Raw genomic sequence first — 20,884 nt, forward strand, 5'->3', positions numbered from 1 at the left:
GCCAACCTGCGCCTGTGATCGCTGTATCGCAGGCGCAGCCCGCCTGGCGATCCGCTGTAGCGGTAACGGCTGACGATTATAATGGGTAATCTTTGTCCAACAGTGACTTGGCAGTCGAAACGGGCATCTTTAATCTATTGAGTCGTCGGGCGGTACTGGCGGGCGGGGTGCGCGCAGGCTCGCAAGCCCTTGGTTACCAGGTTCCAGTGCCCGTGAAAATCCGCATATCTATCGGGAAGCCACAATGATTGGCATCAAAAGCATTGCGAGTTACGTACCTGTCGAGGGCGTTGACAATTACGCCCAGGGTGCGAAATTCGCCAAGGACCAGGAATTCATTCTCGGCAAGATCGGTTCGACCTTTTTGCCGCGCAAGGATGCAGGCCAGGAAACCTCCGACCTGTGTGTGGAGGCGGTAAAGGCCCTGTTCGCTGCCAATCCGAGCCTGGTGCCTGAGTCCATCGACGCCCTGATCGTCGTTACCCAGAACGGCGACGAAGAAGGTTTGCCGCACACTGCCGCCATCGTCCAGGACAAGCTGGGCCTGCCGACCCACGTGGCTGCCTTCGATATTTCCCTGGGCTGCTCGGGCTATGTCTATGGCCTGTATGCCATGAAAGGCTTCATGGAAGCGGCGGGGCTGAAAAACGGCCTGCTGATCACCGCTGACCCGTATTCGAAGATCGTCGACCCGGAAGATCGCAACACCACCATGCTGTTCGGTGATGCCGCTACCGTCACCTGGATGGGCGAGGGCGCCCACTGGCAATTGGGCAAGGCCAAGTTCGGTACCGACGGTGGCGGCGCTGCGCACCTGAAGGTCAGTGACGGGGTGTTCTTCATGAACGGTCGTCAGGTCTTCAACTTTGCCTTGCTCAAGGTGCCGGCGCACCTGCACGAGCTGTTGGGCGAAAGCCAGTTGGCACCGGCGGATATCGATCTGTTCTGCATCCATCAGGGCAGTGCGGCGATTGTCGATGCAGTCGCCCGGCGCTTCGAGGATGACCCGGACAAGTTCGTCAAGGACATGGTCGAGACCGGTAATACCGTGTCGTCGAGCATTCCGCTGCTGCTGGAAAAACACGTGCTCGGTTCTCAGCACAAGCGCGTCGCCCTCAGTGGTTTTGGTGTTGGCCTGTCCTGGGGGTCGGCGATCATCGAATGCAAGGATTGAGATAGAGCCTTGCCGTTTAAAAAGCGCTGCCGGTTGCACCGGTGGCGCTTTTTTTATGCCTGCCGTTGGTGTGAAAGTGGTTTTTCTGGCGTCAAACCCTTGATTTCATTGGGGTGGCAGGGTGCCATTAAAAAATTTCTAAAAAGCCCTAAAGCAACCGCGCCAGACGACGATAACTATTACGAAGGTTCTCTAGGCCACACCCGGCGGATGCCAGGGCCGGAAGCCGCAGTATCCCAAACACGAGGAATTCGTCATGGCATTAACCGTTAACACCAACACTACCTCCCTGGGCGTTCAGAAGAACCTGAACCGCGCTTCCGACGCTCTGAGCACCTCGATGAGCCGTCTGTCCTCCGGCCTGAAAATCAACAGCGCCAAAGACGACGCCGCCGGCCTGCAGATCGCTACCCGTATGACCTCGCAAATCCGCGGTCAGACCATGGCAATCAAAAACGCCAACGACGGTATCTCGATCGCCCAGACCGCTGAAGGCGCGATGCAAGAGCAGGTCAACATCCTGCAGCGTATGCGTGAACTGGCTCAACAGTCGCGAAACGACTCGAACGACTCGACTAACCGTACCTCGCTGGATGGCGAGTTCAAGCAACTGGGTGCGGAACTGACTCGTATCGCCCAGTCCACCCAGCTGAACGGCAAGAACCTGCTGGACGGTTCGGCTAGCGTCATGACCTTCCAGGTCGGTTCCAACACTGGTTCCCAAAACCAGATCACGATCGACCTGAGCGGCAAGTTCCTGGCCAGCGACCTGGGTATCACCACCGCCATCACCATCGCCGGTAGCGACAGCGCCACTGCCGAAACCAACTTCTCGGCTGCCATGGTTGCAATCGACAAGGCTATCGGCACCATCGGTGACTCCCGCGCTGCGCTGGGTGCTGTACAAAACCGTATGACCAGCACCATCAACAACCTGCAAAACATCAACGAGAACGCCGAAGCTGCTCGTAGCCGCGTACAAGATACCGACTTCGCCGCTGAAACTGCTCAGATGACCAAGCAGCAAACCCTGCAACAAGCTTCGACTTCGGTTCTGGCCCAGGCCAACCAACTGCCGTCGGCGGTACTGAAGCTGCTGGGCTAATCACCTGGTAGTTGTCGGCGGGGGAGTGCATCTATGGCGCTCCTCCGCCTTTTGCATTGAGAGGTGGTGACATGGATATGAGCGTCAAGCTGAACCTGTCGTACCCGACGGTGAAGCCGGTCGAAGCGACCACCGAACGCCCTGCGGCGAAGCCCGTAGCGGCTGTTGAAGCCATCACGCCGGCCAAGGATACTGCCGACAAGGGGCTGTCCGAAGCAGAGAAGGTGAAGAGCGCGGTCAAGGATATCGAGAAGTTCCTTGCATCATCGCGACGTAACCTTGAGTTTTCCACGGATGAAGAATCCGGCCGAATTGTAGTAAAAGTCATCGCCAGTGAGACCGGAGAGCTGATCCGCCAACTTCCTTCGGAAGAGGCGTTGAAGATCGCTCACAGTCTGAGCGATGTAAACAGCCTGCTGTTCAATGCCAAGGCCTGAAGTTGGCGGCTGAACCGCAAGTTCGCTAGTCTGGCAAGGCTAGGGCGGCGCGTAACCATGAGGGAGTAGCAATGGCGAGTACAATTTTACCGAGTATCGGTCTGGGTTCCGGGGTAGACATCAACAAGATCGTTGATGTGCTCGTCAAGGCGGATACCGATCCCAAGGCGAACCAGATCAAGCGCCAGACCGCCAACAACACGGCCATGCTTTCCGGGGTAGCGTCGCTCAAGAGTGCGCTTTCTGTGTACCAGGAAGCGATGAAAAAGCTCAACGATCCGAAGGCTCCGTCCTTCAACGCCTATACCGCGACCTCCAGTAGCGACGCCACGGTCAAGGCGACCTCGAACAATACTGCTGTACCCGGCACCTACTCGGTCCTGGTCGAAAATCTCGCCACCTCGTCCAAGGTGGCCAGTCAGAACTTTACCGGCGGTGCCAGCACGTCGATACCTGAAGGTGACCTGACCATCACCCAGGATGGCGTGACCCATACCGTGAAGGTTGGCCCGGGTGCGACTCTGCAGACGGTGCGCGACTCCATTAATACCTCGCTGGCCGAGAAAGGCATCAGTGCCAACATCGTCAACGGTAAGGACGGCTCGCGCCTGGTGTTCAGTTCGACCAAGACCGGTGAGGGTACCGATATCTCGGTCGATGGCATTGCCGAGCTGAAGATCAACGGCACTGCCCCGATGGCGGGTAACGGTGCCGGTTATATCGACGGCGTTGCCCAGAGCGCCAAGCTGACCATCGATGGTCTGCCAGTTACTAGCAAGAGCAACACCGTTGATGGTGCGATCAGTGGTATGAGTCTGGAGCTGCTCCAGGCCACCGGAACTGATAAGACCAAGGCTATCAAGGTTACTGTTGGTGAAAATACCGAAGGCCTGAAGACGTCGGTCAAGGCTTTTGTTGACGCCTACAATACCCTGGTCAAGGCTGCCAATGCCCTGACGTCGGTGTCCAAGGACGCAGACGGCAAGACCGTGCTCGGGCCGCTGACCAACGATCCGACCACCCGCTCGCTGCTGTCCGACCTGCGCAAGCAGCTGTCTACCCCGTCGGGGAGTGGTCGCCTGACCACGCTCAGTCAGTTGGGTATCAACACGGCCAAGGACGGTACCCTGGAGTTCAACTCCGCCAAGTACGACGCGGCGATGAAGGATAAAAAGCTCGGTCCTGACGTGCAGGAGCTGTTCACCGGCACCGATGGCGTGTTTGCGAACATGAAAAAGGCTGTCGAACCGTACTTGCAGACCGGCGGTATCCTCGATTCCCGCAAGGCTGGCCTGGACAGGCTGCAAAAGGATCTGAGTGATCAGCAGCTGGCCCTTGATCGGCGCATCAAATCGCTGACCGAATCCCTGACCAAGCGCTACGTGGCCATGGATACCCTGGTCGGCAAGCTCGAGGCGGAACGCAAGAACATCGTTTCGATGTTCGCCTCGATCGAGGCGCAGCAGAAGAATTCCTGATCGACCGATGTGCCAGAAGCCCGGCAGTACCCGTAAGGGGACTCCGGGCTTTTTGCTGGCCGCGCTAAAGTTTTTTGACGCGCGGGCGATACAAGCGGTATACGAAACCTTTTTTGCGGTGACGAGGTAGAGCATGAATCCGATGTTGGCCCTTCGGCAGTACCAGAAAGTCAACGGCGTGGCCCAGACCTCCGTGGCCAGCCCGCACCGTCTGGTGCAGATGTTGATGCAGGGTGGTCTTGATCGAATTGCCCAGGCCAAGGGCGCCATGGCGCGCAACGACGTGGCCCAGCGCGGCATCCTGATAGGCAAGGCGATCGGTATCGTTGGCGGTTTGCGCGAAGGCCTGGACCTGGAAAACCATGCTGACTCGCTGACCGACCTGGATAACCTGTATTCGTACATGAGCAAGCGCCTGGTCGAAGCGAACGTGCAGAATGACCCGGAGATCCTCAACGAGGTGGCGCGTCTGCTGATTACCGTCAAGGAAGGCTGGGACGCGATCGGCGATCAGCTCACCGATGCCTAGGAGATTGCAATGAGTGTCGTGCTCGAACGTATCGAACAAACCCGCGAGGCACTGCTGGGTGCCTTGGCCAGCCGTGACTGGGAGGCGATCAGCGAACTCGACGTCAGCTGCCGCCTGTGCGTGGACGATGTGCTGGTCGAAGCGACGGTCGACGAGGCGACACTGCGCAGCAAGCTCGAGGAGCTTCTGGGCGTCTACAGGGAATTAATTGAGGTTGCAAGTGGCGAGCGTCAAACAATAGTCGATGAGATGTCGCAGATCCGGCAAGCGAAAAACGCGGCAAAGGTATACCATTTGTTCAGCTGAAACTGGGCAAAACCAAAAGCAGTGCGCCATAAATTTGACTATGTACGGTTTTTTGACTTAACTAGTGGCTGTTTTCTAATTTCAGACGTCCGAACACTGACCGTTCAGTCGGAATGATGTCGAGCTTGCCCTTACAAGGGCGCCGAGATGACTAGGGAAGTTGTTATTGCATGTGGCGTGAAACCAAAATTCTCCTGATCGATGACGATAGCGCTCGCCGCCGTGATCTGGCGGTGGTGTTGAATTTTCTTGGCGAAGAAAATCTGCCCTGCTCGAGCCATGACTGGCAGCAGGTTGTCGAGTCGTTGTCATCCAGTCGTGAAGTACTCTGTGTCCTGATCGGGACCGTGAATGCTCCGGCAAGTCTGATGGGCTTGCTTAAGACAGTGGCTGGGTGGGATGAGTTCCTTCCGGTTCTGCTTTTGGGCGAAATTTCTTCTGCCGAGCTGCCGGACGACCTGCGCCGTCGCGTGCTCTCCAGCCTCGAGATGCCGCCGAGCTACAGCAAGTTGCTCGATTCGCTGCACCGTGCCCAGGTCTATCGCGAGATGTACGACCAGGCCCGCGAGCGTGGACGCCAGCGCGAACCGAACCTGTTCCGCAGCCTGGTCGGCACCAGCCGCGCCATTCAGCACGTGCGGCAGATGATGCAGCAGGTGGCCGACACCGACGCCAGCGTGCTGATCCTCGGCGAATCGGGCACTGGCAAGGAAGTGGTCGCGCGTAACCTGCATTACCACTCCAAGCGCCGCGAAGCGCCGTTCGTGCCGGTCAATTGCGGGGCCATTCCGGCCGAGCTGCTTGAAAGCGAACTGTTCGGTCATGAGAAGGGCGCCTTTACCGGGGCCATTACCAGCCGCGCCGGGCGTTTCGAGCTGGCCAATGGCGGTACCCTGTTCCTCGACGAAATCGGCGACATGCCGTTGCCGATGCAGGTCAAGCTGCTGCGCGTGCTGCAGGAGCGCACGTTCGAGCGGGTCGGCAGCAACAAGACCCAGAGCATCGATGTGCGCATCATCGCCGCGACCCACAAGAACCTCGAAAGCATGATCGAGGTGGGCACTTTCCGTGAAGACCTGTACTACCGCCTCAATGTATTCCCCATCGAGATGGCCCCGCTGCGCGAGCGCGTCGAGGACATCCCGCTGCTGATGAACGAGCTGATCTCGCGCATGGAGCACGAGAAGCGCGGCTCGATCCGCTTCAACTCGGCCGCGATCATGTCGCTGTGCCGTCACGGCTGGCCGGGTAACGTCCGCGAGCTGGCCAACCTGGTCGAGCGCATGGCGATCATGCATCCCTACGGGGTAATCGGCGTCTCCGAGCTGCCGAAGAAATTCCGCTACGTCGATGACGAAGACGAGCAACTGGTCGACAGCCTGCGCTCGGACCTCGAAGAGCGCGTGGCCATCAATGGCCATACGCCGAACTTCGCCAACCACGCCATGCTGCCGCCCGAAGGCCTGGACCTCAAGGACTACCTCGGTGGTCTGGAGCAAGGCTTGATCCAGCAGGCGCTGGATGACGCCAACGGTATCGTCGCTCGCGCCGCCGAGCGCCTGCGCATCCGCCGCACCACCCTGGTGGAGAAGATGCGCAAGTACGGCATGAGCCGGCGCGAAGGGGATGAACAGGCGGAGGATTGACGCCTGTGTCGCCATGATGGGCAGCGCAATGGGCCCATCATGGCGAATAACCCTATCTTTCAAAGGGCTGTAACGCCCGTCCTGGCGGCCTTTGCCAGTTCTCTGCAGCTCCAGTAAGCGTCCTTCTGAAACTATCCGGCACGGCTATTGCTATATCGCAGGCTCCACACCGTTTTATGACGGTCAGTCACGCGAGAGAGCACGATGCCCCAGGTCGCTACCATCTCCTGTGTCCCTGAGCCGAAGGGGCCAAACGCCGCCGAGCAGGAAAGCCGCCTTGGTCTTGAACAGGCTTTTGCCATGTTCGATCAGGTGTCCACCCAGCTCAGTGAGTCCTACAGCCTGCTCGAAGCCCGGGTCACCGAGCTCAAGGGCGAGCTGGCGGTGGTCAGTGCCCAGCGCATGGCCGAGCTGGCCGAGAAGGAGCGCCTGGCCAACCGTCTGCAGAACCTGCTTGACCTGTTGCCCGGCGGGGTCATTGTCATCGATGGCCAGGGCCGCGTGCGTGAGGCCAATCCCGCTGCCTGCGACCTGCTTGGCGAGCCGTTGGAGGGTGAGCTGTGGCGTGAGGTGATCGCTCGCAGCTTCGCTCCGCGCGAGGATGACGGCCACGAGGTGTCGCTGCGTGATGGCCGGCGCCTGTCGATTGCCACGCGCTCGCTGGATGCCGAGCCCGGGCAGTTGGTACTGCTTAATGACCTGACCGAAACCCGTCACCTGCAGGACCAGCTGGCCCGCCACGAGCGCTTGTCCTCGCTGGGGCGCATGGTTGCCTCCCTGGCCCACCAGATTCGCACGCCCTTGTCGGCGGCCATGCTCTATGCCAGTCACCTGGCCGAGCAGAGCCTGCCGGTAGAAACCCAGCAACGCTTTGCCAGCAACCTCAAGGAGCGCCTGCACGAGCTGGAGCATCAGGTGCGCGACATGCTGGTGTTTGCCCGCGGCGAGTTGCCGCTGACTGACCGGCTGACGCCCAAGGCCCTGTTCCAGGCACTGCAGCAGGCCGCGCAGACTCATGTCCAGGGGCATGCGGTGCGCTGGCAGTGCGACAGTCACCTGGGCGAGTTGCTGTGCAACCGCGACACCCTGGTCGGCGCCATGCTCAACCTGATCGAAAACGCCCTGCAGGCCAGTGGCGAGCCGGCGCGGCTCAAGGTTCACCTGTACCGGCGTGAGCAGGTCCTGCACCTGTGCATCAGCGATGCCGGCACCGGTATCGACAGTGCCTTGCTGGCGCGCCTGGGCGAGCCGTTCCTGACCACCAAGGCCACCGGTACCGGCTTGGGCCTGGCGGTGGTCAAGGCGGTGGCCAGGGCCCACCAGGGCAGTTTGCAATTACGTTCGCGACCCGGTCGTGGCACCTGTGCACGGATCAGCCTGCCGCTGATCGGTGCGCAGCAGGCGGAGACAGAGTAATGAAAGCAATCAAGGTGCTGCTGGTCGAAGATGACCGCGCCCTGAGGCAGGCACTGGCCGATACCCTGGAGCTGGGCGGCTTTGCCTATCAGGCCGTGGGTTCGGCCGAAGAAGCACTGGAAGTGGTCGCTGGCGAGGCGTTCAGCCTGGTGGTCAGCGATGTGAACATGCCGGGTATGGATGGCCATCAGTTGCTGACCCTGCTGCGCGCGCGCCAGCCGCAGCTGCCGGTGTTGCTGATGACCGCGCATGCCGCCGTCGAGCGTGCGGTCGAGGCCATGCGCCAGGGCGCGGCCGATTACCTGGTCAAGCCATTTGAGCCCAAGGCCCTGCTCGAACTGGTGGCGCGTCACGCCCTGGGTGTGGCCGGCGCTGGCGAAGGCGAGGGGCCGGTGGCGCGCGAGCCTGCCAGTGCGCAGTTGCTGGAGTTGGCTGCGCGGGTGGCGCGAAGCGATTCGACCGTGCTGATCTCGGGCGAGTCCGGCACCGGCAAAGAGGTGCTGGCGCGCTACATTCACCAGCAGTCGCTGCGCGCCGAGCAGCCGTTCGTGGCGATCAACTGTGCGGCGATCCCGGACAACATGCTCGAGGCCACGCTGTTCGGTCACGAGAAGGGCTCGTTTACGGGGGCCATTGCTGCCCAGGCCGGCAAGTTCGAGCAGGCCGATGGCGGCACCTTGCTGCTCGACGAGATTTCCGAAATGCCCCTGGGTCTGCAGGCCAAGCTGCTGCGGGTGCTGCAGGAACGTGAAGTGGAGCGGGTCGGTGGGCGCAAGCCGATTGCCCTGGACATTCGCGTGGTTGCCACCACCAACCGTGACCTGGCCGGTGAAGTGGCTGCGGGGCGGTTCCGTGAAGACCTGTTCTATCGCCTGTCGGTGTTCCCGCTGGCATGGGCGCCGCTGCGCGAACGCAGCGCCGATATTCTGCCGCTGGCCGAACGCTTGCTGGCGCGCCACGTCAATAAAATGAAGCACGCCCCCGTTCGCCTGTCGCCTGAGGCTCAGGCCTGTCTGCAGGGTTACGCCTGGCCGGGCAACGTGCGCGAGCTGGACAACGCCATCCAGCGCGCCTTGATCCTGCAGCAGGGCGGGGTGATCGAAGCGGCGGATTTCTGTCTTGCCGGTGCCTTGCCGGTATTCGCCGCAGCGCCGGTCGCCGCGGTTGCGCCGATCGAGGCCGAGGCCGCAGGCGGGCTGGGTGATGACATGCGCCGCCATGAATTCCAGATGATCATCGACACTCTGCGTGCCGAACGCGGCCGCCGCAAGGAAGCCGCCGAGCGCCTGGGTATCAGCCCACGCACCCTGCGTTACAAGCTGGCGCAGATGCGCGATGCCGGCATGGACGTCGAGGCTAGCCTGTACGCGAGCTGACAGGGTGTTGAATTAGAGTTTTTGTTCGGGCCGCGGGCAGAGCTGGCACTCTTGTTGCTATGTCCTGCCTATCCGCTGCGTGAGTGTCAAAAAAATGCGGGCCGTCGGAGAGAGAAGTCCATGAGCCAAGGTGTTGAATTTAATCGATTGATGTTGGACATGCGGGCCATGCAAATGGACGCCATGTCGATGCCGAAGGCTGCCGCTGCGCCTGAGCTCGGTTCGAGCAATTTTGCCGACATGCTGGGGCAGGCCATCAACAAGGTCAGCGACACCCAGCAGGCTTCCTCGCAGCTGGCCAACGCTTTCGAGATTGGTAAAAGCGGCGTTGACCTCACCGACGTGATGATCGCTTCGCAGAAAGCCACTGTGTCGTTCCAGGCCTTGTCCCAGGTGCGCAACAAGCTGGTGCAGGCCTATCAAGACATCATGCAGATGCCGGTATAAGGGCGAGATTGAGTCATGGCCGAAGCAGTCGTCGATAACGTGCCCGCGAAAAGCAGCGGGGCAGCGCCCAAGCCGCCGTTGTTCGGCATGTCGTTCCTGGAAAACATCTCGCAGATGCCCATGCTGCGTCAGGTCGGCCTGCTGGTCGGTCTGGCCGCGAGCGTAGCCATCGGCTTTGCCGTGGTGCTGTGGTCGCAGCAACCGGACTACCGGCCGCTGTATGGCAGCCTGGCCGGCATGGACACCAAGCAGGTCATGGAGACCCTGGCCGCTGCCGACATCCCCTACAACGTCGAACCCAATTCCGGCGCCTTGCTGGTCAAGGCCGACGATATTTCCCGTGCCCGCCTGAAGCTGGCAGCCGCCGGCGTGGCACCGAGCGATGGCAATGTCGGTTTCGAGATCCTCGACAAGGAGCAGGGCCTGGGCACCAGCCAGTTCATGGAAGCCACTCGTTACCGTCGTGGCCTGGAAGGTGAGCTGGCGCGGACCATCTCCAGCCTCAACAACGTCAAGGGTGCCCGGGTGCACCTGGCGATCCCGAAGAGCTCGGTGTTCGTCCGCGACGAGCGCAAGCCAAGTGCCTCGGTACTGGTCGAGCTGTACCCGGGCCGCGCCCTGGAAGCCGGTCAGGTGATGGCCATCGTCAACCTGGTGGCGACCAGCGTGCCGGAACTGAACAAGTCCCAGGTCACCGTGGTCGACCAGAAGGGCAACCTGCTCTCCGACCAGGTCGAGAACTCCGAGCTGACCATGGCCGGCAAGCAGTTCGACTACAGCCGCCGTATGGAAGGCCTGCTCACCCAGCGTGTGCACAACATCCTCCAACCGGTACTGGGCAACGACCGCTACAAGGCTGAAGTCTCTGCAGACCTGGACTTCAGTGCCGTTGAGTCGACCTCCGAGCAGTTCAATCCGGACCAGCCAGCGCTGCGCAGCGAGCAGTCGGTCAACGAACAACGCTCCAGCAGCATGGGCCCGCAAGGCGTGCCAGGTGCCCTGAGCAACCAGCCGCCCGGCCCGGCCTCGGCGCCGCAGACCACCGGTGGCACGCAAACCGCTGCCAGCGCCATTCAGCCCGGCCAGCCGCTGCTCGACGCCAACGGTCAGCAGATCATGGATCCGGCCACCGGCCAGCCGATGCTTGCCCCGTACCCGGCCGACAAGCGTCAGCAATCGACCAAGAACTTCGAACTGGACCGCTCCATCAGCCATACCCGTCAGCAGCAAGGTCGTCTGACCCGCCTGTCGGTGGCGGTCGTGGTCGATGACCAGCTCAAGGTCGACCCGGCCACCGGCGATGCCGCCCGCACGCCATGGGCCGCCGAAGACCTGGCGCGCTTTACCCGTCTGGTGCAGGACGCGGTGGGCTTCGATGCCAGCCGTGGCGACAGCGTCAGTGTGATCAACGTGCCGTTCGCCGCCGACCGTGGTGAAGTGATCACCGAAATACCGTTCTACTCGCAGCCGTGGTTCTGGGACATCATCAAGCAGGTCATGGGCGTGCTGTTCATCCTGGTCCTGGTGTTCGGCGTGCTGCGTCCGGTCCTCAACAACATCACCGGCAATGGCAAGCAAGGCGCCGGTGCCGATGGCGACATGGAACTGGGCGGCATGCTCGGTCTGGATGGCGAACTGGCCAACGACCGCGTCAGCCTGGGTGGTCCGCAAAGCATTCTGCTGCCAAGCCCGAGCGAGGGTTATGACGCACAGCTCAATGCAATCAAGAGCCTGGTGGCCGAAGACCCGGGTCGTGTGGCCCAGGTCGTGAAAGAGTGGATCAACGCCGATGAGTGATAACCGAGCCCTTACCGCCAAACTGACCCGTGTCGACAAGGCAGCGATCTTGCTGCTGTCACTGGGTGAAACCGATGCCGCGCAGGTACTGCGGCACATGGGGCCCAAGGAAGTGCAGCGGGTCGGCGTGGCCATGGCGCAGATGGGCAACGTCCATCGCGAGCAGGTCGAGCAGGTGATGAGCGAGTTCGTCGAGATCGTCGGCGACCAGACCAGCCTGGGTGTCGGCTCCGACGGCTATATCCGCAAGATGCTTACCCAGGCCCTGGGCGAGGACAAGGCCAACGGCCTGATCGACCGCATCCTGCTCGGTGGCAACACCAGCGGCCTGGACAGCCTCAAGTGGATGGAGCCGCGCGCGGTGGCCGACGTCATCCGCTACGAGCACCCGCAGATCCAGGCCATCGTCGTGGCATACCTGGATCCGGACCAGGCCGGTGAAGTACTGGGCAACTTCGACCACAAGGTGCGCCTGGATATCATCCTGCGCGTCTCGTCGCTCAACACCGTACAACCGGCCGCACTCAAGGAACTGAACCAGATCCTCGAGAAGCAGTTCTCGGGCAACTCCAATGCCGCGCGCACCACCCTGGGTGGCATCAAGCGGGCTGCGGACATCATGAACTTCCTCGATAGCTCCGTCGAAGGCCAGCTGATGGACGCGATCCGCGACATCGACGGCGACCTCTCCGAGCAGATCGAAGACCTGATGTTCGTCTTCAACAACCTGGCCGACGTCGACGACCGCGGTATCCAGGCGCTGCTGCGCGAAGTCTCTTCCGACGTGCTGGTGGTGTCGCTCAAGGGCGCCGACGAGAAGGTCAAGGAGAAGATCTTCAAGAACATGTCCAAGCGTGCTTCCGAGCTGCTGCGCGACGACCTCGAAGCCAAGGGCCCGGTGCGCGTCAGCGACGTCGAGACGGCGCAAAAGGAAATTCTCACCATCGCCCGCCGTATGGCCGAAGCCGGGGAAATCGTCCTCGGTGGCAAGGGCGGCGAAGAGATGATCTAAGACCTTATCGCGGGGCAAGCCCGCTCCCACAGAGGTCCTGTAGGAGCGGGCTTGCCCCGCGATGCTTTATGAGTGCGTGAAATCATGTCAACCAACGAGCACCTCAGTGAGCTGATTCGCGCCAACGACGTCGATGGCTTCGATCGCTGGGCATTGCCCAGTTTCGACCCCGAGCCTGAGTCGGAACCCGAGCCCGAGCCCGAAGCGGTTCAGGACGAAATCGAAGAAGTGCCGCTGGAAGAAGTCCAGCCACTGACCCTCGAAGAACTCGAAAGCATCCGCCAGGAAGCCTACAACGAAGGTTTTGCCACCGGCGAGCGCGAGGGCTTTCACAGCACCCAGCTCAAGGTCCGCCAGGAAGCCGAAGAGGCCCTCAGCGCCAAGCTGGCCGGCCTCGAACAGCTCATGGGGCATCTGCTCGAGCCTATCGCCGAGCAGGACAGCCAGATCGAAAAAGCCGTGGTGCACCTGGTCGGGCATATCGCCCGCGAGGTTATCGGTCGCGAACTGCGCAGCGATTCCAGCCAGATCGCCCAGGTGCTGCGTGAAGCCCTGAAGCTGCTGCCAATGGGCGCCGAGAACATCCGTATCCATATCAATCCGCAGGACTTCGAGCTGGTCAAGGCCCTGCGCGAGCGTCACGAAGAGCGCTGGAAGCTGCTCGAAGACGAAGCCCTGCTGCCGGGCGGCTGTCGCATCGAAACCGATCACAGCCGCATCGACGCGAGCATGGAAACCCGTATCGAAAAGGCCATGACGCAGCTCTTCGATCAGCTCCACGACCAAGGCCTGCACCCGGCGGCGCCGGACTTGCAGGTCGACCTGGACAGCCCCGATGCGCCTTGAGCGAACCAGCTTCGGCAAGCGTCTGGGGGCTTACGCCGATGCCGTCAATTTACCCTCCCAGCCGGTGGTAGAAGGCCGCCTGCTGCGCATGGTCGGCCTGACCCTCGAAGCCGAAGGCCTGCGCGCGGCGGTCGGCAGCCGTTGCGTGGTGATCAATGACGACAGCTATCACCCGGTGCGGGTCGAGGCTGAAGTCATGGGCTTTGCTGGCGGCAAGGTGTTCCTCATGCCGGTCGGCAGCGTGGCCGGCATCGCTCCCGGTGCCCGCGTGGTGCCGCTGGCGGACAGCGGCCGCCTGCCGATGGGCATGAGCATGCTCGGGCGGGTGCTCGATGGCGCCGGTCGTGCCCTGGATGGCAAAGGCGGGATGAAGGCCGAGGACTGGGTGCCGATGGACGGCCCGACCATCAACCCGCTCAACCGCGACCCGATCAGCCAGCCGCTGGATGTGGGTATTCGCAGCATCAACGGTTTGTTGACGGTCGGCCGCGGCCAGCGTCTGGGCCTGTTCGCCGGTACCGGCGTCGGCAAGAGTGTGCTGTTGGGCATGATGACCCGCTTCACCGAAGCGGACATCATTGTCGTCGGCCTGATCGGTGAGCGGGGCCGTGAGGTCAAGGAGTTCATCGAGCATATTCTTGGCGAAGAAGGGCTCAAGCGCTCGGTGGTAGTGGCATCGCCCGCTGACGATGCGCCGCTGATGCGCTTGCGCGCCGCGATGTACTGCACGCGCATTGCCGAGTACTTCCGCGACAAGGGCAAGAACGTCCTGTTGCTGATGGATTCGCTGACCCGTTTCGCCCAGGCCCAGCGGGAAATTGCCCTGGCCATCGGCGAGCCGCCAGCCACCAAGGGTTATCCGCCGTCGGTGTTCGCCAAGCTACCCAAGCTGGTGGAGCGCGCCGGTAATGGCGAGGCCGGGGGTGGCTCGATCACCGCGTTCTATACCGTGCTGTCCGAGGGCGACGACCAACAGGACCCGATCGCCGACTCGGCGCGGGGTGTGCTGGACGGCCACATCGTGCTGTCCCGGCGCCTGGCCGAGGAGGGGCATTACCCGGCCATCGACATCGAGGCTTCCATCAGCCGGGTCATGCCGCAAGTGGTCAGCCCCGAGCAGATGACCGAAGCGCAGCAGTTCAAGCAGCTGTGGTCGCGCCTGTCGCAGAGCCGCGACCTGATCAGCGTCGGCGCCTATGTGGCCGGTGGCGATGCCGAAACTGACCTGGCCATCACCCTGCAGCCGCGTCTGGTGCATTTCCTGCGCCAGGGTCTGAACGACAACGTCGGCATGCAGCAGAGTCGCGAGCACCTGGCTGGCGTGTTCGCCCCCCTGCCTGCGGCAGGCGGCTGATAGATCATGGCCCAGCCAAGCCGTGCCGCGCGTCTGGCGCCGGTGGTGGAGATGGCGGAGAACGCCGAACGCCAGGCCGCCCAGCGCCTTGGGCAGTTCCAGCAGCAGGTGAGCATGGCCCAGGCCAAGCTCGGCGAGCTCGACCGCTTTCGCGCCGACTACCAGTTGCAGTGGATCAATCGTGGTGCGCAGGGCGTGTCCGGTAGCTGGCTGGTCAACTACCAGAGCTTTCTCGGTCAGCTCGAAACGGCCATGACCCAGCAGCGCCAGAGCCTGGCCTGGCACCAGAACAACCTGAAAAACGCCCGGAGCACCTGGCAACAGGCCTACGCCCGGGTCGAAGGCTTGCGCAAGCTGGTGCAGCGTTACATCGACGAGGCGCGAATGCTTGAAGACAAGCGCGAGCAGAAGCTGCTCGACGAGTTGTCCCAGCGCCTGCCGCGCCACGACCGCTACTGATCCGTGCGTTGATCGGCAGGGCTTGCCGGTGGGGGGCGGGGCTGCTAAACCTTCTAGGTGTCTGCAATCGTCGCAATGGAAGGAATCATCGACATGGCAGTTGTATCTGAAGTATCCCCGGATGGGAAAAAGCTGACGATAAAGGTCAAAGGGCGTTTTGACTTCGGCAAGCATCAGGAATTTCGCCACGCCTACGAGGACGAGCCGCGCAAGCCGGAGTCAGTGGTTGTCGACCTCAAGGACGCCACCTATCTGGACAGTTCGGCCCTGGGCATGCTGTTGCTGCTGCGCGATCACGTGGGGGGGGACGATTCGGAAATCCGCGTGGTCAACACCAGCTCCGATGTGCGAAAGATCCTCGCCATCTCCAACTTCGAAAAGCTGTTCGACATCAGTTGAGCCAGCCAGCCCATGATTTCGAAGCGCTCACTGTACTGATCGCCGAAGATGGCGCGGCAGACCGTTTGCTGCTCGCCACTATCGTGCGTAAACAGGGGCATCAAGTGCTCACCGCCGAAAACGGCGAGCAGGCGGTGACCCTGTTTGCCGAACAGCGCCCGCACATCGTTCTGCTCGATGCCTTGATGCCGGTGATGGACGGTTTCGAGGCGGCGCGGCAGATCAAGGCGCTGGCGGGTGAGGCGCTGGTGCCGATCATCTTTCTTACATCCTTGAGTGAAGAACAGGCACTGGTGCGCTGCCTGGAGGCGGGTGGCGACGATTTTCTGGCAAAGCCCTACAGCCCGGTGATCCTCGCCGCCAAAATCAAGGCGATGGACCGTTTGCGCCGCTTGCAGGCCACGGTGCTTGAGCAGCGCGACCAGATCGCCCGCCATCACAATCACCTGCTCAACGAGCAGCGGGTGGCCAAGGCGGTGTTCGACCAGGTGGCCCATGCCGGCTGTCTGAGTGCGCCGAACATCCGCTACCTGCAATCCCCCTACGCCTTGTTCAACGGCGACTTGCTGCTGGCGGCCTTCACCCCGGCGGGTGATATGCACGTACTGCTCGGCGACTTTACCGGGCACGGCCTGCCGGCTGCGGTAGGTGCCATGCCGTTGGCTGAAGTGTTCTACGGCATGACCGCCAAGGGCTACGGCCTGGCCGAAACCTTGCGGGAGATGAATGCCAAGCTCAAGCGCATCCTGCCGGTGGACATGTTCTGTTGTGCACTGTTACTCAACCTGAGCTTTCAGCGGCGGGTGGTAGAGGTTTGGAATGGTGGGATGCCCGACGGTTATCTGTTGCCGGCCGGTGGCGGCGAACCCATGCCACTGGTTTCGCGTCACCTGCCCTTGGGAATCCTGACGCCGGAGCGCTTCGACGACACTACCGAAGTGCTGCCCCTGGCCCTGGGCGAGCGCCTGTTTCTGCTGTCCGATGGCGTGGTCGATACCAGTGACGACAACGAGCAGTTGTTTGGCGTCGAACGCCTGCGTCAGGTTCTGGGTGCCAACCGTCGGCCGGCGCTGTTGTTCGAAGAAGTCCTGCAGGCGCTGGAGGGTTTTCGCGGGCGCTCGCGAGACGACGTCAGCCTGCTGGATATCGAGGTGGTCGAGCCGCAACTGTTGTCGCCGCCTCCGGTGATCTATTCTGACAGTGGTCAGTCGAGCCCGCTGGACTGGTCGTTGCAATTTGAATTTCGTGCCGACACGCTAAAGCGTTTCAATCCGTTACCGTACTTGCTGCAGCTGCTGCAGGAGATTCATGGTCTGCGGGCTCAGAGCGGGGCATTGCACAGTGTGCTGACCGAGCTGTATTCCAATGCCCTGGAACATGGGGTGCTGGGCCTGGACTCAGCGCTCAAGCGCGATGCGCGCAGCTTTGCAAGTTATTACCAGATGCGCAATGAGCGTCTGCAGGCCCTGAGCGAGGGGTTCATCCGCGTGCACCTGAGGGTTGAACCCGGGCCGCGGGGCGGGCGTCTGATAATTGAGGTCGAAGATAGCGGCAAGGGCTTCAATGTGAGTAAAGTGCTCGCCAGGCCTGTGTCCGAGCAAGGGTTGTGCGGGCGCGGGCTGAACCTCATACGCCGGTTGAGCCGGCGTGCCGAATGGGTCGACGAGGGGCGTCGCGCATGCGTGGAGTTCGCCTGGGAGGCTCTGGCATAATCCAACTTGATCAAGGAGTGAGCAAGTGTCCGAAATTCACATCGATCGCAAGGTGCTCAGCGACTTGCAGGAGGTCATGGAAGATGGCTACCTGCAATTGCTCGAGACCTTTCTTGCAGATTCCGAAATACGCCTCAGCCAGTTGCATGGGGCGAAGAACGCCGACGAGCTGGCGCATGCGGCGCACAGTTTCAAGGGCAGCAGCAGCAATATGGGCGCCGTGGCGCTGGCCGAGTTGTGCCGGCAGCTCGAAGATCGGGTCAACCATGGGCCGCTGCAAGGAATCGAAGATTTGATCAACCAGATCGACCGCGAGTACGCAGCGGTCCGTGGCTTGTATTACGACGAACGCCAGCGGGTGTCGATTGGTTGAGCATAAGTTCAAACCTGGCGCGAGTTTTGCGTAGTCTTCGCTAATTCACGTTTACGACTTCTGTAGCGGAGACTCCTACATGCCTGTCGCCTCCAACCCCCTGCTGCAAACCAGTGCCGTGGCGAAGCCGTCGCGCGCCGCTGCCGGTGCGCCGGATAAATCGCTGCAGGCCCCTAACGACAAGGCGTCCGGCTTTTCCGATGTGTATGCCAAGCAGTCTCGTGAGACGGCTGTAGGCGTCAAAGACACGCCTGTGCCTGAGAAAACCACCGCTGGTGCAACTGGCGGCAAGAATGCTGCCGCCGACCAGTCGAAGGTTGCCGACAGCGGCAAGAATTTGCCTGAAGACCAGGACAGCGCCGAGGTCGAACCTTCGCAGTTGTCTGACCCGACCTTGCTCGACCCCAGTCTGGTGGCTGGGCAAGTGACCGATGCGCAGCCGGGGGCGCAGTTGATCCAGGCCCAGGCTGAAGCCGTGGCGCCGGTGATCCAGGCTGCGGCTGCACAATTGCAGGTGGCTTCGACGCCAGGCCAGGCGATAGCCGAAGAGCCCGAGTTCGATCCCGAGGCCGATCCGCTGGCTGACCTGCCGGCCTTGCGCCTGGCCCTGGAGCAAAGTGCCCAGGCCCAGGGCACCACCTCCGCCCATACCGCAGGCAAGGCCGGCAATGCCCAGCCTGAAGCGGCAACGGCGCAGCCTGCCGTCAATACACTGGCGGCCCTGCTGGACAAGCCCGGTGCCGATGCTGAACAGGGCGAGCCGGGCGAAAAAGCCTTCAGCGGCCTGATCGATGATGGTCTCAAGGATCTCAAGAGCGCTTCGAGCGATACCCGTGTTGACAACTTTGCCGAGCGCCTGAGCAGCCTGACCCAGGCGGCCACGGCCAAGACCGCCAATGCCGTGCCGGTGGCCGCGCCGCTCAATCAACCGTTGGCGATGAACCAGAGCGGCTGGACCGAGGGTCTGGTCAACCGGGTCATGTACCTGTCCAGCCAGAACCTGAAATCGGCGGATATCAAACTTGAGCCGGCCGAGCTCGGGCGCCTGGACATTCGCGTCAACCTGGCGCCCGAGCAGCAGGCACAGGTGACCTTCGTCAGTGGTCATGCCGGGGTGCGCGAGGCGCTGGAAAACCAGGTCCACCGTCTCAAGGAGATGTTTGCCCAGCAAGGCCTCGGGCAGCCGGACGTCAACGTCGCCGACCAGTCCCGTGGCGGACAGCAGCAGGGTGCCCAGGACACGCCGAAGCTCAGCGGCGTGGCTGCGCGGCGCAATGAGTCTGGCGAATCCGCTGAAATCGCACCAGGCGCAATGCCGGTCGAGCAGCAGTCGGTTGTGGGCTCAAGCGCCGTGGATTACTACGCCTGATTGGCTGCGGTCTTTGTGGGAGCTGGCCTTGCCGGCGATGCAAGGCGCAGCCTTGCCCTTCCAGGTTGGCATAACACTTGCTCAACCCTCGCCATGTGACTGAAATCTCCGATGAATGACGGATTATTGGCATGGCGAAGAGCGAAGCAGAGAAAGACCCCGCCGCTAAAGGCAAACTCAAGCTGATCCTGCTGTTGGTGCTGGCATTGCTGCTGGCTATCGGTCTGTCGGTTGGCGCCACCTGGTTCTTCCTGCACGCGTCCGAGGGCAAGCCAGCGGTTGATCCGGCCCTGGCCAACCTCAAGCCTGCGGCGATCTATGAGCCCCTGGCGCCGGCCTTCGTGGTCAACTTCAACCAGAACGGCCGCCAGCGCTTCATGCAGGTGAGCATCACCATGCAAGGCCGTGACCAGGCAGCGCTGGACGCCCTCAAGGTGCATATGCCGGTGATTCGCAACAACCTGGTCATGCTGTTCTCGGGGCAGGGTTTCGACACCCTGGCCAGCCCGGTCGGCCAGGAAATGCTACGTCAGAAGGCCACCGCGAGTGTCCAGGAAGTGGCGCAGAAGGAAGTCGGCAAGCCGGTCGTCGACCAGTTGCTGTTTACCAATTTCGTATTGCAGTAGGAGCCCCAGATGGCCGTGCAGGACCTGCTGTCCCAGGATGAAATCGATGCCTTGCTGCATGGCGTCGACGATGGTCTGGTGCAAACCGAGAGCAATGCCGAACCCGGCAGTGTCAAAAGTTATGACCTGACCAGCCAGGACCGGATCGTCCGCGGACGCATGCCGACCCTGGAAATGATCAACGAGCGGTTCGCCCGTTATACCCGCATCAGCATGTTCAACCTGCTGCGTCGCTCCGCCGACGTCGCGGTCGGCGGCGTGCAGGTGATGAAGTTCGGTGAGTACGTGCATTCGCTGTACGTGCCTACCAGCCTGAACCTGGTGAAGATCAAGCCGCTGCGCGGTACCTCGCTGTTCATCCTCGACGCCAAGCTGGTGTTCAAGCTGGTGGACAACTTCTTTGGCGGCGACGGACGTCACGCCAAGATCGAAGGCCGCGAGTTCACCCCGACCGAGCTGCGCGTGGTGCGCATGGTACTGGACCAGGCCTTCGTCGACCTCAAGGAAGCCTGGCAGGCGATCATGCCGGTCAACTTCGAGTACATCAACTCCGAGGTCAACCCGGCCATGGCCAACATCGTCGGGCCGAGCGAGGCGGTGGTGGTCTCGACCTTCCATATCGAACTCGATGGTGGCGGCGGCGACCTGCACGTGACCATGCCGTACTCGATGATCGAGCCGGTGCGCGAAATGCTTGACGCGGGCTTCCAGTCCGACCTGGATGACCAGGACGAACGCTGGATCAAGGCCCTGCGTGAAGACGTGCTGGACGTCAGCGTTCCGCTCAGTGCCACGGTCGCCCGTCGCCAGTTGAAGCTGCGCGACATCCTGCACATGCAGCCGGGCGACGTGATTCCGGTCGAGCTGCCGGAAGAGCTGATCCTGCGGGCCAACGGCGTGCCGTCGTTCAAGGCCAAGCTGGGTTCGCACAAGGGCAACCTGGCCCTGCAGATTATCGATCCGATCGAGCGCCGCTGAGGCGCTCGTGGTTCCAACTCCGAATTGATTGCCCGTCGAGGACAA

The 20,884-nt window shown here is 61.9% G+C and carries 21 protein-coding genes; all 21 read left to right on the plus strand.

The features are described from left to right. The first annotated feature begins 244 nt into the window (after positions 1-244). A complete protein-coding gene (locus LOY45_RS07550) occupies positions 245-1,174 on the plus strand; it encodes a ketoacyl-ACP synthase III (protein ID WP_258578921.1) in 930 nt (309 codons plus the stop codon). Positions 1,175-1,430: 256 nt separating this feature from the next. Further along, the gene (locus tag LOY45_RS07555) at positions 1,431-2,279 is read left to right on the plus strand and encodes a flagellin domain-containing protein (RefSeq protein WP_258578922.1); all 849 of its coding nucleotides are present in this window, start codon (positions 1,431-1,433) and stop codon (positions 2,277-2,279) included. 71 nt (positions 2,280-2,350) lie between these two features. Further along, positions 2,351-2,716: a flagellar protein FlaG gene (locus LOY45_RS07560; protein ID WP_115088087.1), complete on the plus strand. Its 366-nt coding sequence runs from the start codon at positions 2,351-2,353 to the stop codon at positions 2,714-2,716. A 71-nt stretch (positions 2,717-2,787) separates the two neighbouring features. After that, entirely contained in the window at positions 2,788-4,194 is a 1,407-nt protein-coding gene (fliD, locus tag LOY45_RS07565; RefSeq protein WP_115088086.1) for a flagellar filament capping protein FliD, read from the plus strand. Positions 4,195-4,327: 133 nt separating this feature from the next. Then, positions 4,328-4,723 carry a flagellar export chaperone FliS gene (gene fliS / locus LOY45_RS07570; protein WP_115088085.1) on the plus strand — a complete coding sequence of 132 codons (396 nt, stop codon included), beginning with the start codon at positions 4,328-4,330 and terminating at the stop codon, positions 4,721-4,723. A 9-nt stretch (positions 4,724-4,732) separates the two neighbouring features. Then, positions 4,733-5,029 (plus strand): flagellar protein FliT, encoded by a 297-nt coding sequence (fliT, locus tag LOY45_RS07575; protein WP_115088084.1) that lies wholly within the window; start codon positions 4,733-4,735, stop codon positions 5,027-5,029. 170 nt (positions 5,030-5,199) lie between these two features. Beyond that, complete coding sequence (fleQ, locus tag LOY45_RS07580) at positions 5,200-6,675, plus strand: transcriptional regulator FleQ (protein WP_258578923.1); 1,476 nt, start codon at positions 5,200-5,202, stop codon at positions 6,673-6,675. Positions 6,676-6,879: 204 nt separating this feature from the next. Next, the gene (locus LOY45_RS07585) at positions 6,880-8,091 is read left to right on the plus strand and encodes a sensor histidine kinase (RefSeq protein ID WP_115088082.1); all 1,212 of its coding nucleotides are present in this window, start codon (positions 6,880-6,882) and stop codon (positions 8,089-8,091) included. Next, positions 8,091-9,467, plus strand: a complete 1,377-nt coding sequence (locus LOY45_RS07590) for a sigma-54-dependent transcriptional regulator (protein WP_115088081.1) — start codon at positions 8,091-8,093, stop codon at positions 9,465-9,467. The genes LOY45_RS07585 and LOY45_RS07590 overlap by 1 nt, the downstream gene beginning before the upstream one ends. A gap of 120 nt (positions 9,468-9,587) precedes the next feature. Further along, positions 9,588-9,914 (plus strand): flagellar hook-basal body complex protein FliE, encoded by a 327-nt coding sequence (fliE, locus tag LOY45_RS07595; protein ID WP_115088080.1) that lies wholly within the window; start codon positions 9,588-9,590, stop codon positions 9,912-9,914. A gap of 15 nt (positions 9,915-9,929) precedes the next feature. Next, positions 9,930-11,711, plus strand: coding sequence for a flagellar basal-body MS-ring/collar protein FliF (gene fliF / locus LOY45_RS07600; protein ID WP_115088079.1), 1,782 nt, complete (start codon positions 9,930-9,932; stop codon positions 11,709-11,711). Continuing rightward, entirely contained in the window at positions 11,704-12,723 is a 1,020-nt protein-coding gene (gene fliG, locus LOY45_RS07605; protein WP_045189054.1) for a flagellar motor switch protein FliG, read from the plus strand. The genes fliF and fliG overlap by 8 nt, the downstream gene beginning before the upstream one ends. Before the next feature lie 84 nt (positions 12,724-12,807). After that, positions 12,808-13,569: a flagellar assembly protein FliH gene (gene fliH / locus LOY45_RS07610; protein WP_258578924.1), complete on the plus strand. Its 762-nt coding sequence runs from the start codon at positions 12,808-12,810 to the stop codon at positions 13,567-13,569. Further along, positions 13,559-14,923, plus strand: coding sequence for a flagellar protein export ATPase FliI (fliI, locus tag LOY45_RS07615; protein WP_093385605.1), 1,365 nt, complete (start codon positions 13,559-13,561; stop codon positions 14,921-14,923). The genes fliH and fliI overlap by 11 nt, the downstream gene beginning before the upstream one ends. A gap of 6 nt (positions 14,924-14,929) precedes the next feature. Further along, positions 14,930-15,382, plus strand: coding sequence for a flagellar export protein FliJ (fliJ, locus tag LOY45_RS07620; protein WP_115088078.1), 453 nt, complete (start codon positions 14,930-14,932; stop codon positions 15,380-15,382). A 93-nt stretch (positions 15,383-15,475) separates the two neighbouring features. After that, positions 15,476-15,781: an STAS domain-containing protein gene (locus LOY45_RS07625; protein ID WP_115088077.1), complete on the plus strand. Its 306-nt coding sequence runs from the start codon at positions 15,476-15,478 to the stop codon at positions 15,779-15,781. Next, the gene (locus LOY45_RS07630; protein WP_115088076.1) at positions 15,778-17,493 is read left to right on the plus strand and encodes an ATP-binding SpoIIE family protein phosphatase; all 1,716 of its coding nucleotides are present in this window, start codon (positions 15,778-15,780) and stop codon (positions 17,491-17,493) included. The genes LOY45_RS07625 and LOY45_RS07630 overlap by 4 nt, the downstream gene beginning before the upstream one ends. A gap of 25 nt (positions 17,494-17,518) precedes the next feature. Then, a complete protein-coding gene (locus LOY45_RS07635; protein WP_134063588.1) occupies positions 17,519-17,866 on the plus strand; it encodes an Hpt domain-containing protein in 348 nt (115 codons plus the stop codon). A gap of 79 nt (positions 17,867-17,945) precedes the next feature. Beyond that, entirely contained in the window at positions 17,946-19,235 is a 1,290-nt protein-coding gene (locus LOY45_RS07640; protein WP_134063586.1) for a flagellar hook-length control protein FliK, read from the plus strand. A 131-nt stretch (positions 19,236-19,366) separates the two neighbouring features. Further along, positions 19,367-19,861, plus strand: coding sequence for a flagellar basal body-associated protein FliL (gene fliL / locus LOY45_RS07645; RefSeq protein ID WP_115088073.1), 495 nt, complete (start codon positions 19,367-19,369; stop codon positions 19,859-19,861). Positions 19,862-19,870: 9 nt separating this feature from the next. Next, complete coding sequence (gene fliM, locus LOY45_RS07650) at positions 19,871-20,839, plus strand: flagellar motor switch protein FliM (protein ID WP_010225006.1); 969 nt, start codon at positions 19,871-19,873, stop codon at positions 20,837-20,839. The last annotated feature ends 45 nt before the right edge of the window (positions 20,840-20,884 follow it).

It is taken from the genome of Pseudomonas wadenswilerensis (assembly GCF_024749185.1).
GTDB classification, from domain to species: Bacteria; Pseudomonadota; Gammaproteobacteria; order Pseudomonadales; family Pseudomonadaceae; genus Aquipseudomonas; species Aquipseudomonas wadenswilerensis.

Bases quoted from the DNA above. Each gene is read 5' to 3' on its own strand.
- LOY45_RS07550 (WP_258578921.1), top strand. From the start codon at position 245: ATGATTGGCATCAAAAGCATTGCGAGTTACGTACCTGTCGAGGGCGTT.
- LOY45_RS07555 (WP_258578922.1), top strand. From the start codon at position 1,431: ATGGCATTAACCGTTAACACCAACACTACCTCCCTGGGCGTTCAGAAG.
- LOY45_RS07560 (WP_115088087.1), top strand. From the start codon at position 2,351: ATGGATATGAGCGTCAAGCTGAACCTGTCGTACCCGACGGTGAAGCCG.
- fliD (WP_115088086.1), top strand. From the start codon at position 2,788: ATGGCGAGTACAATTTTACCGAGTATCGGTCTGGGTTCCGGGGTAGAC.
- fliS (WP_115088085.1), top strand. From the start codon at position 4,328: ATGAATCCGATGTTGGCCCTTCGGCAGTACCAGAAAGTCAACGGCGTG.
- fliT (WP_115088084.1), top strand. From the start codon at position 4,733: ATGAGTGTCGTGCTCGAACGTATCGAACAAACCCGCGAGGCACTGCTG.
- fleQ (WP_258578923.1), top strand. From the start codon at position 5,200: ATGTGGCGTGAAACCAAAATTCTCCTGATCGATGACGATAGCGCTCGC.
- LOY45_RS07585 (WP_115088082.1), top strand. From the start codon at position 6,880: ATGCCCCAGGTCGCTACCATCTCCTGTGTCCCTGAGCCGAAGGGGCCA.
- LOY45_RS07590 (WP_115088081.1), top strand. From the start codon at position 8,091: ATGAAAGCAATCAAGGTGCTGCTGGTCGAAGATGACCGCGCCCTGAGG.
- fliE (WP_115088080.1), top strand. From the start codon at position 9,588: ATGAGCCAAGGTGTTGAATTTAATCGATTGATGTTGGACATGCGGGCC.
- fliF (WP_115088079.1), top strand. From the start codon at position 9,930: ATGGCCGAAGCAGTCGTCGATAACGTGCCCGCGAAAAGCAGCGGGGCA.
- fliG (WP_045189054.1), top strand. From the start codon at position 11,704: ATGAGTGATAACCGAGCCCTTACCGCCAAACTGACCCGTGTCGACAAG.
- fliH (WP_258578924.1), top strand. From the start codon at position 12,808: ATGTCAACCAACGAGCACCTCAGTGAGCTGATTCGCGCCAACGACGTC.
- fliI (WP_093385605.1), top strand. From the start codon at position 13,559: ATGCGCCTTGAGCGAACCAGCTTCGGCAAGCGTCTGGGGGCTTACGCC.
- fliJ (WP_115088078.1), top strand. From the start codon at position 14,930: ATGGCCCAGCCAAGCCGTGCCGCGCGTCTGGCGCCGGTGGTGGAGATG.
- LOY45_RS07625 (WP_115088077.1), top strand. From the start codon at position 15,476: ATGGCAGTTGTATCTGAAGTATCCCCGGATGGGAAAAAGCTGACGATA.
- LOY45_RS07640 (WP_134063586.1), top strand. From the start codon at position 17,946: ATGCCTGTCGCCTCCAACCCCCTGCTGCAAACCAGTGCCGTGGCGAAG.
- fliL (WP_115088073.1), top strand. From the start codon at position 19,367: ATGGCGAAGAGCGAAGCAGAGAAAGACCCCGCCGCTAAAGGCAAACTC.
- fliM (WP_010225006.1), top strand. From the start codon at position 19,871: ATGGCCGTGCAGGACCTGCTGTCCCAGGATGAAATCGATGCCTTGCTG.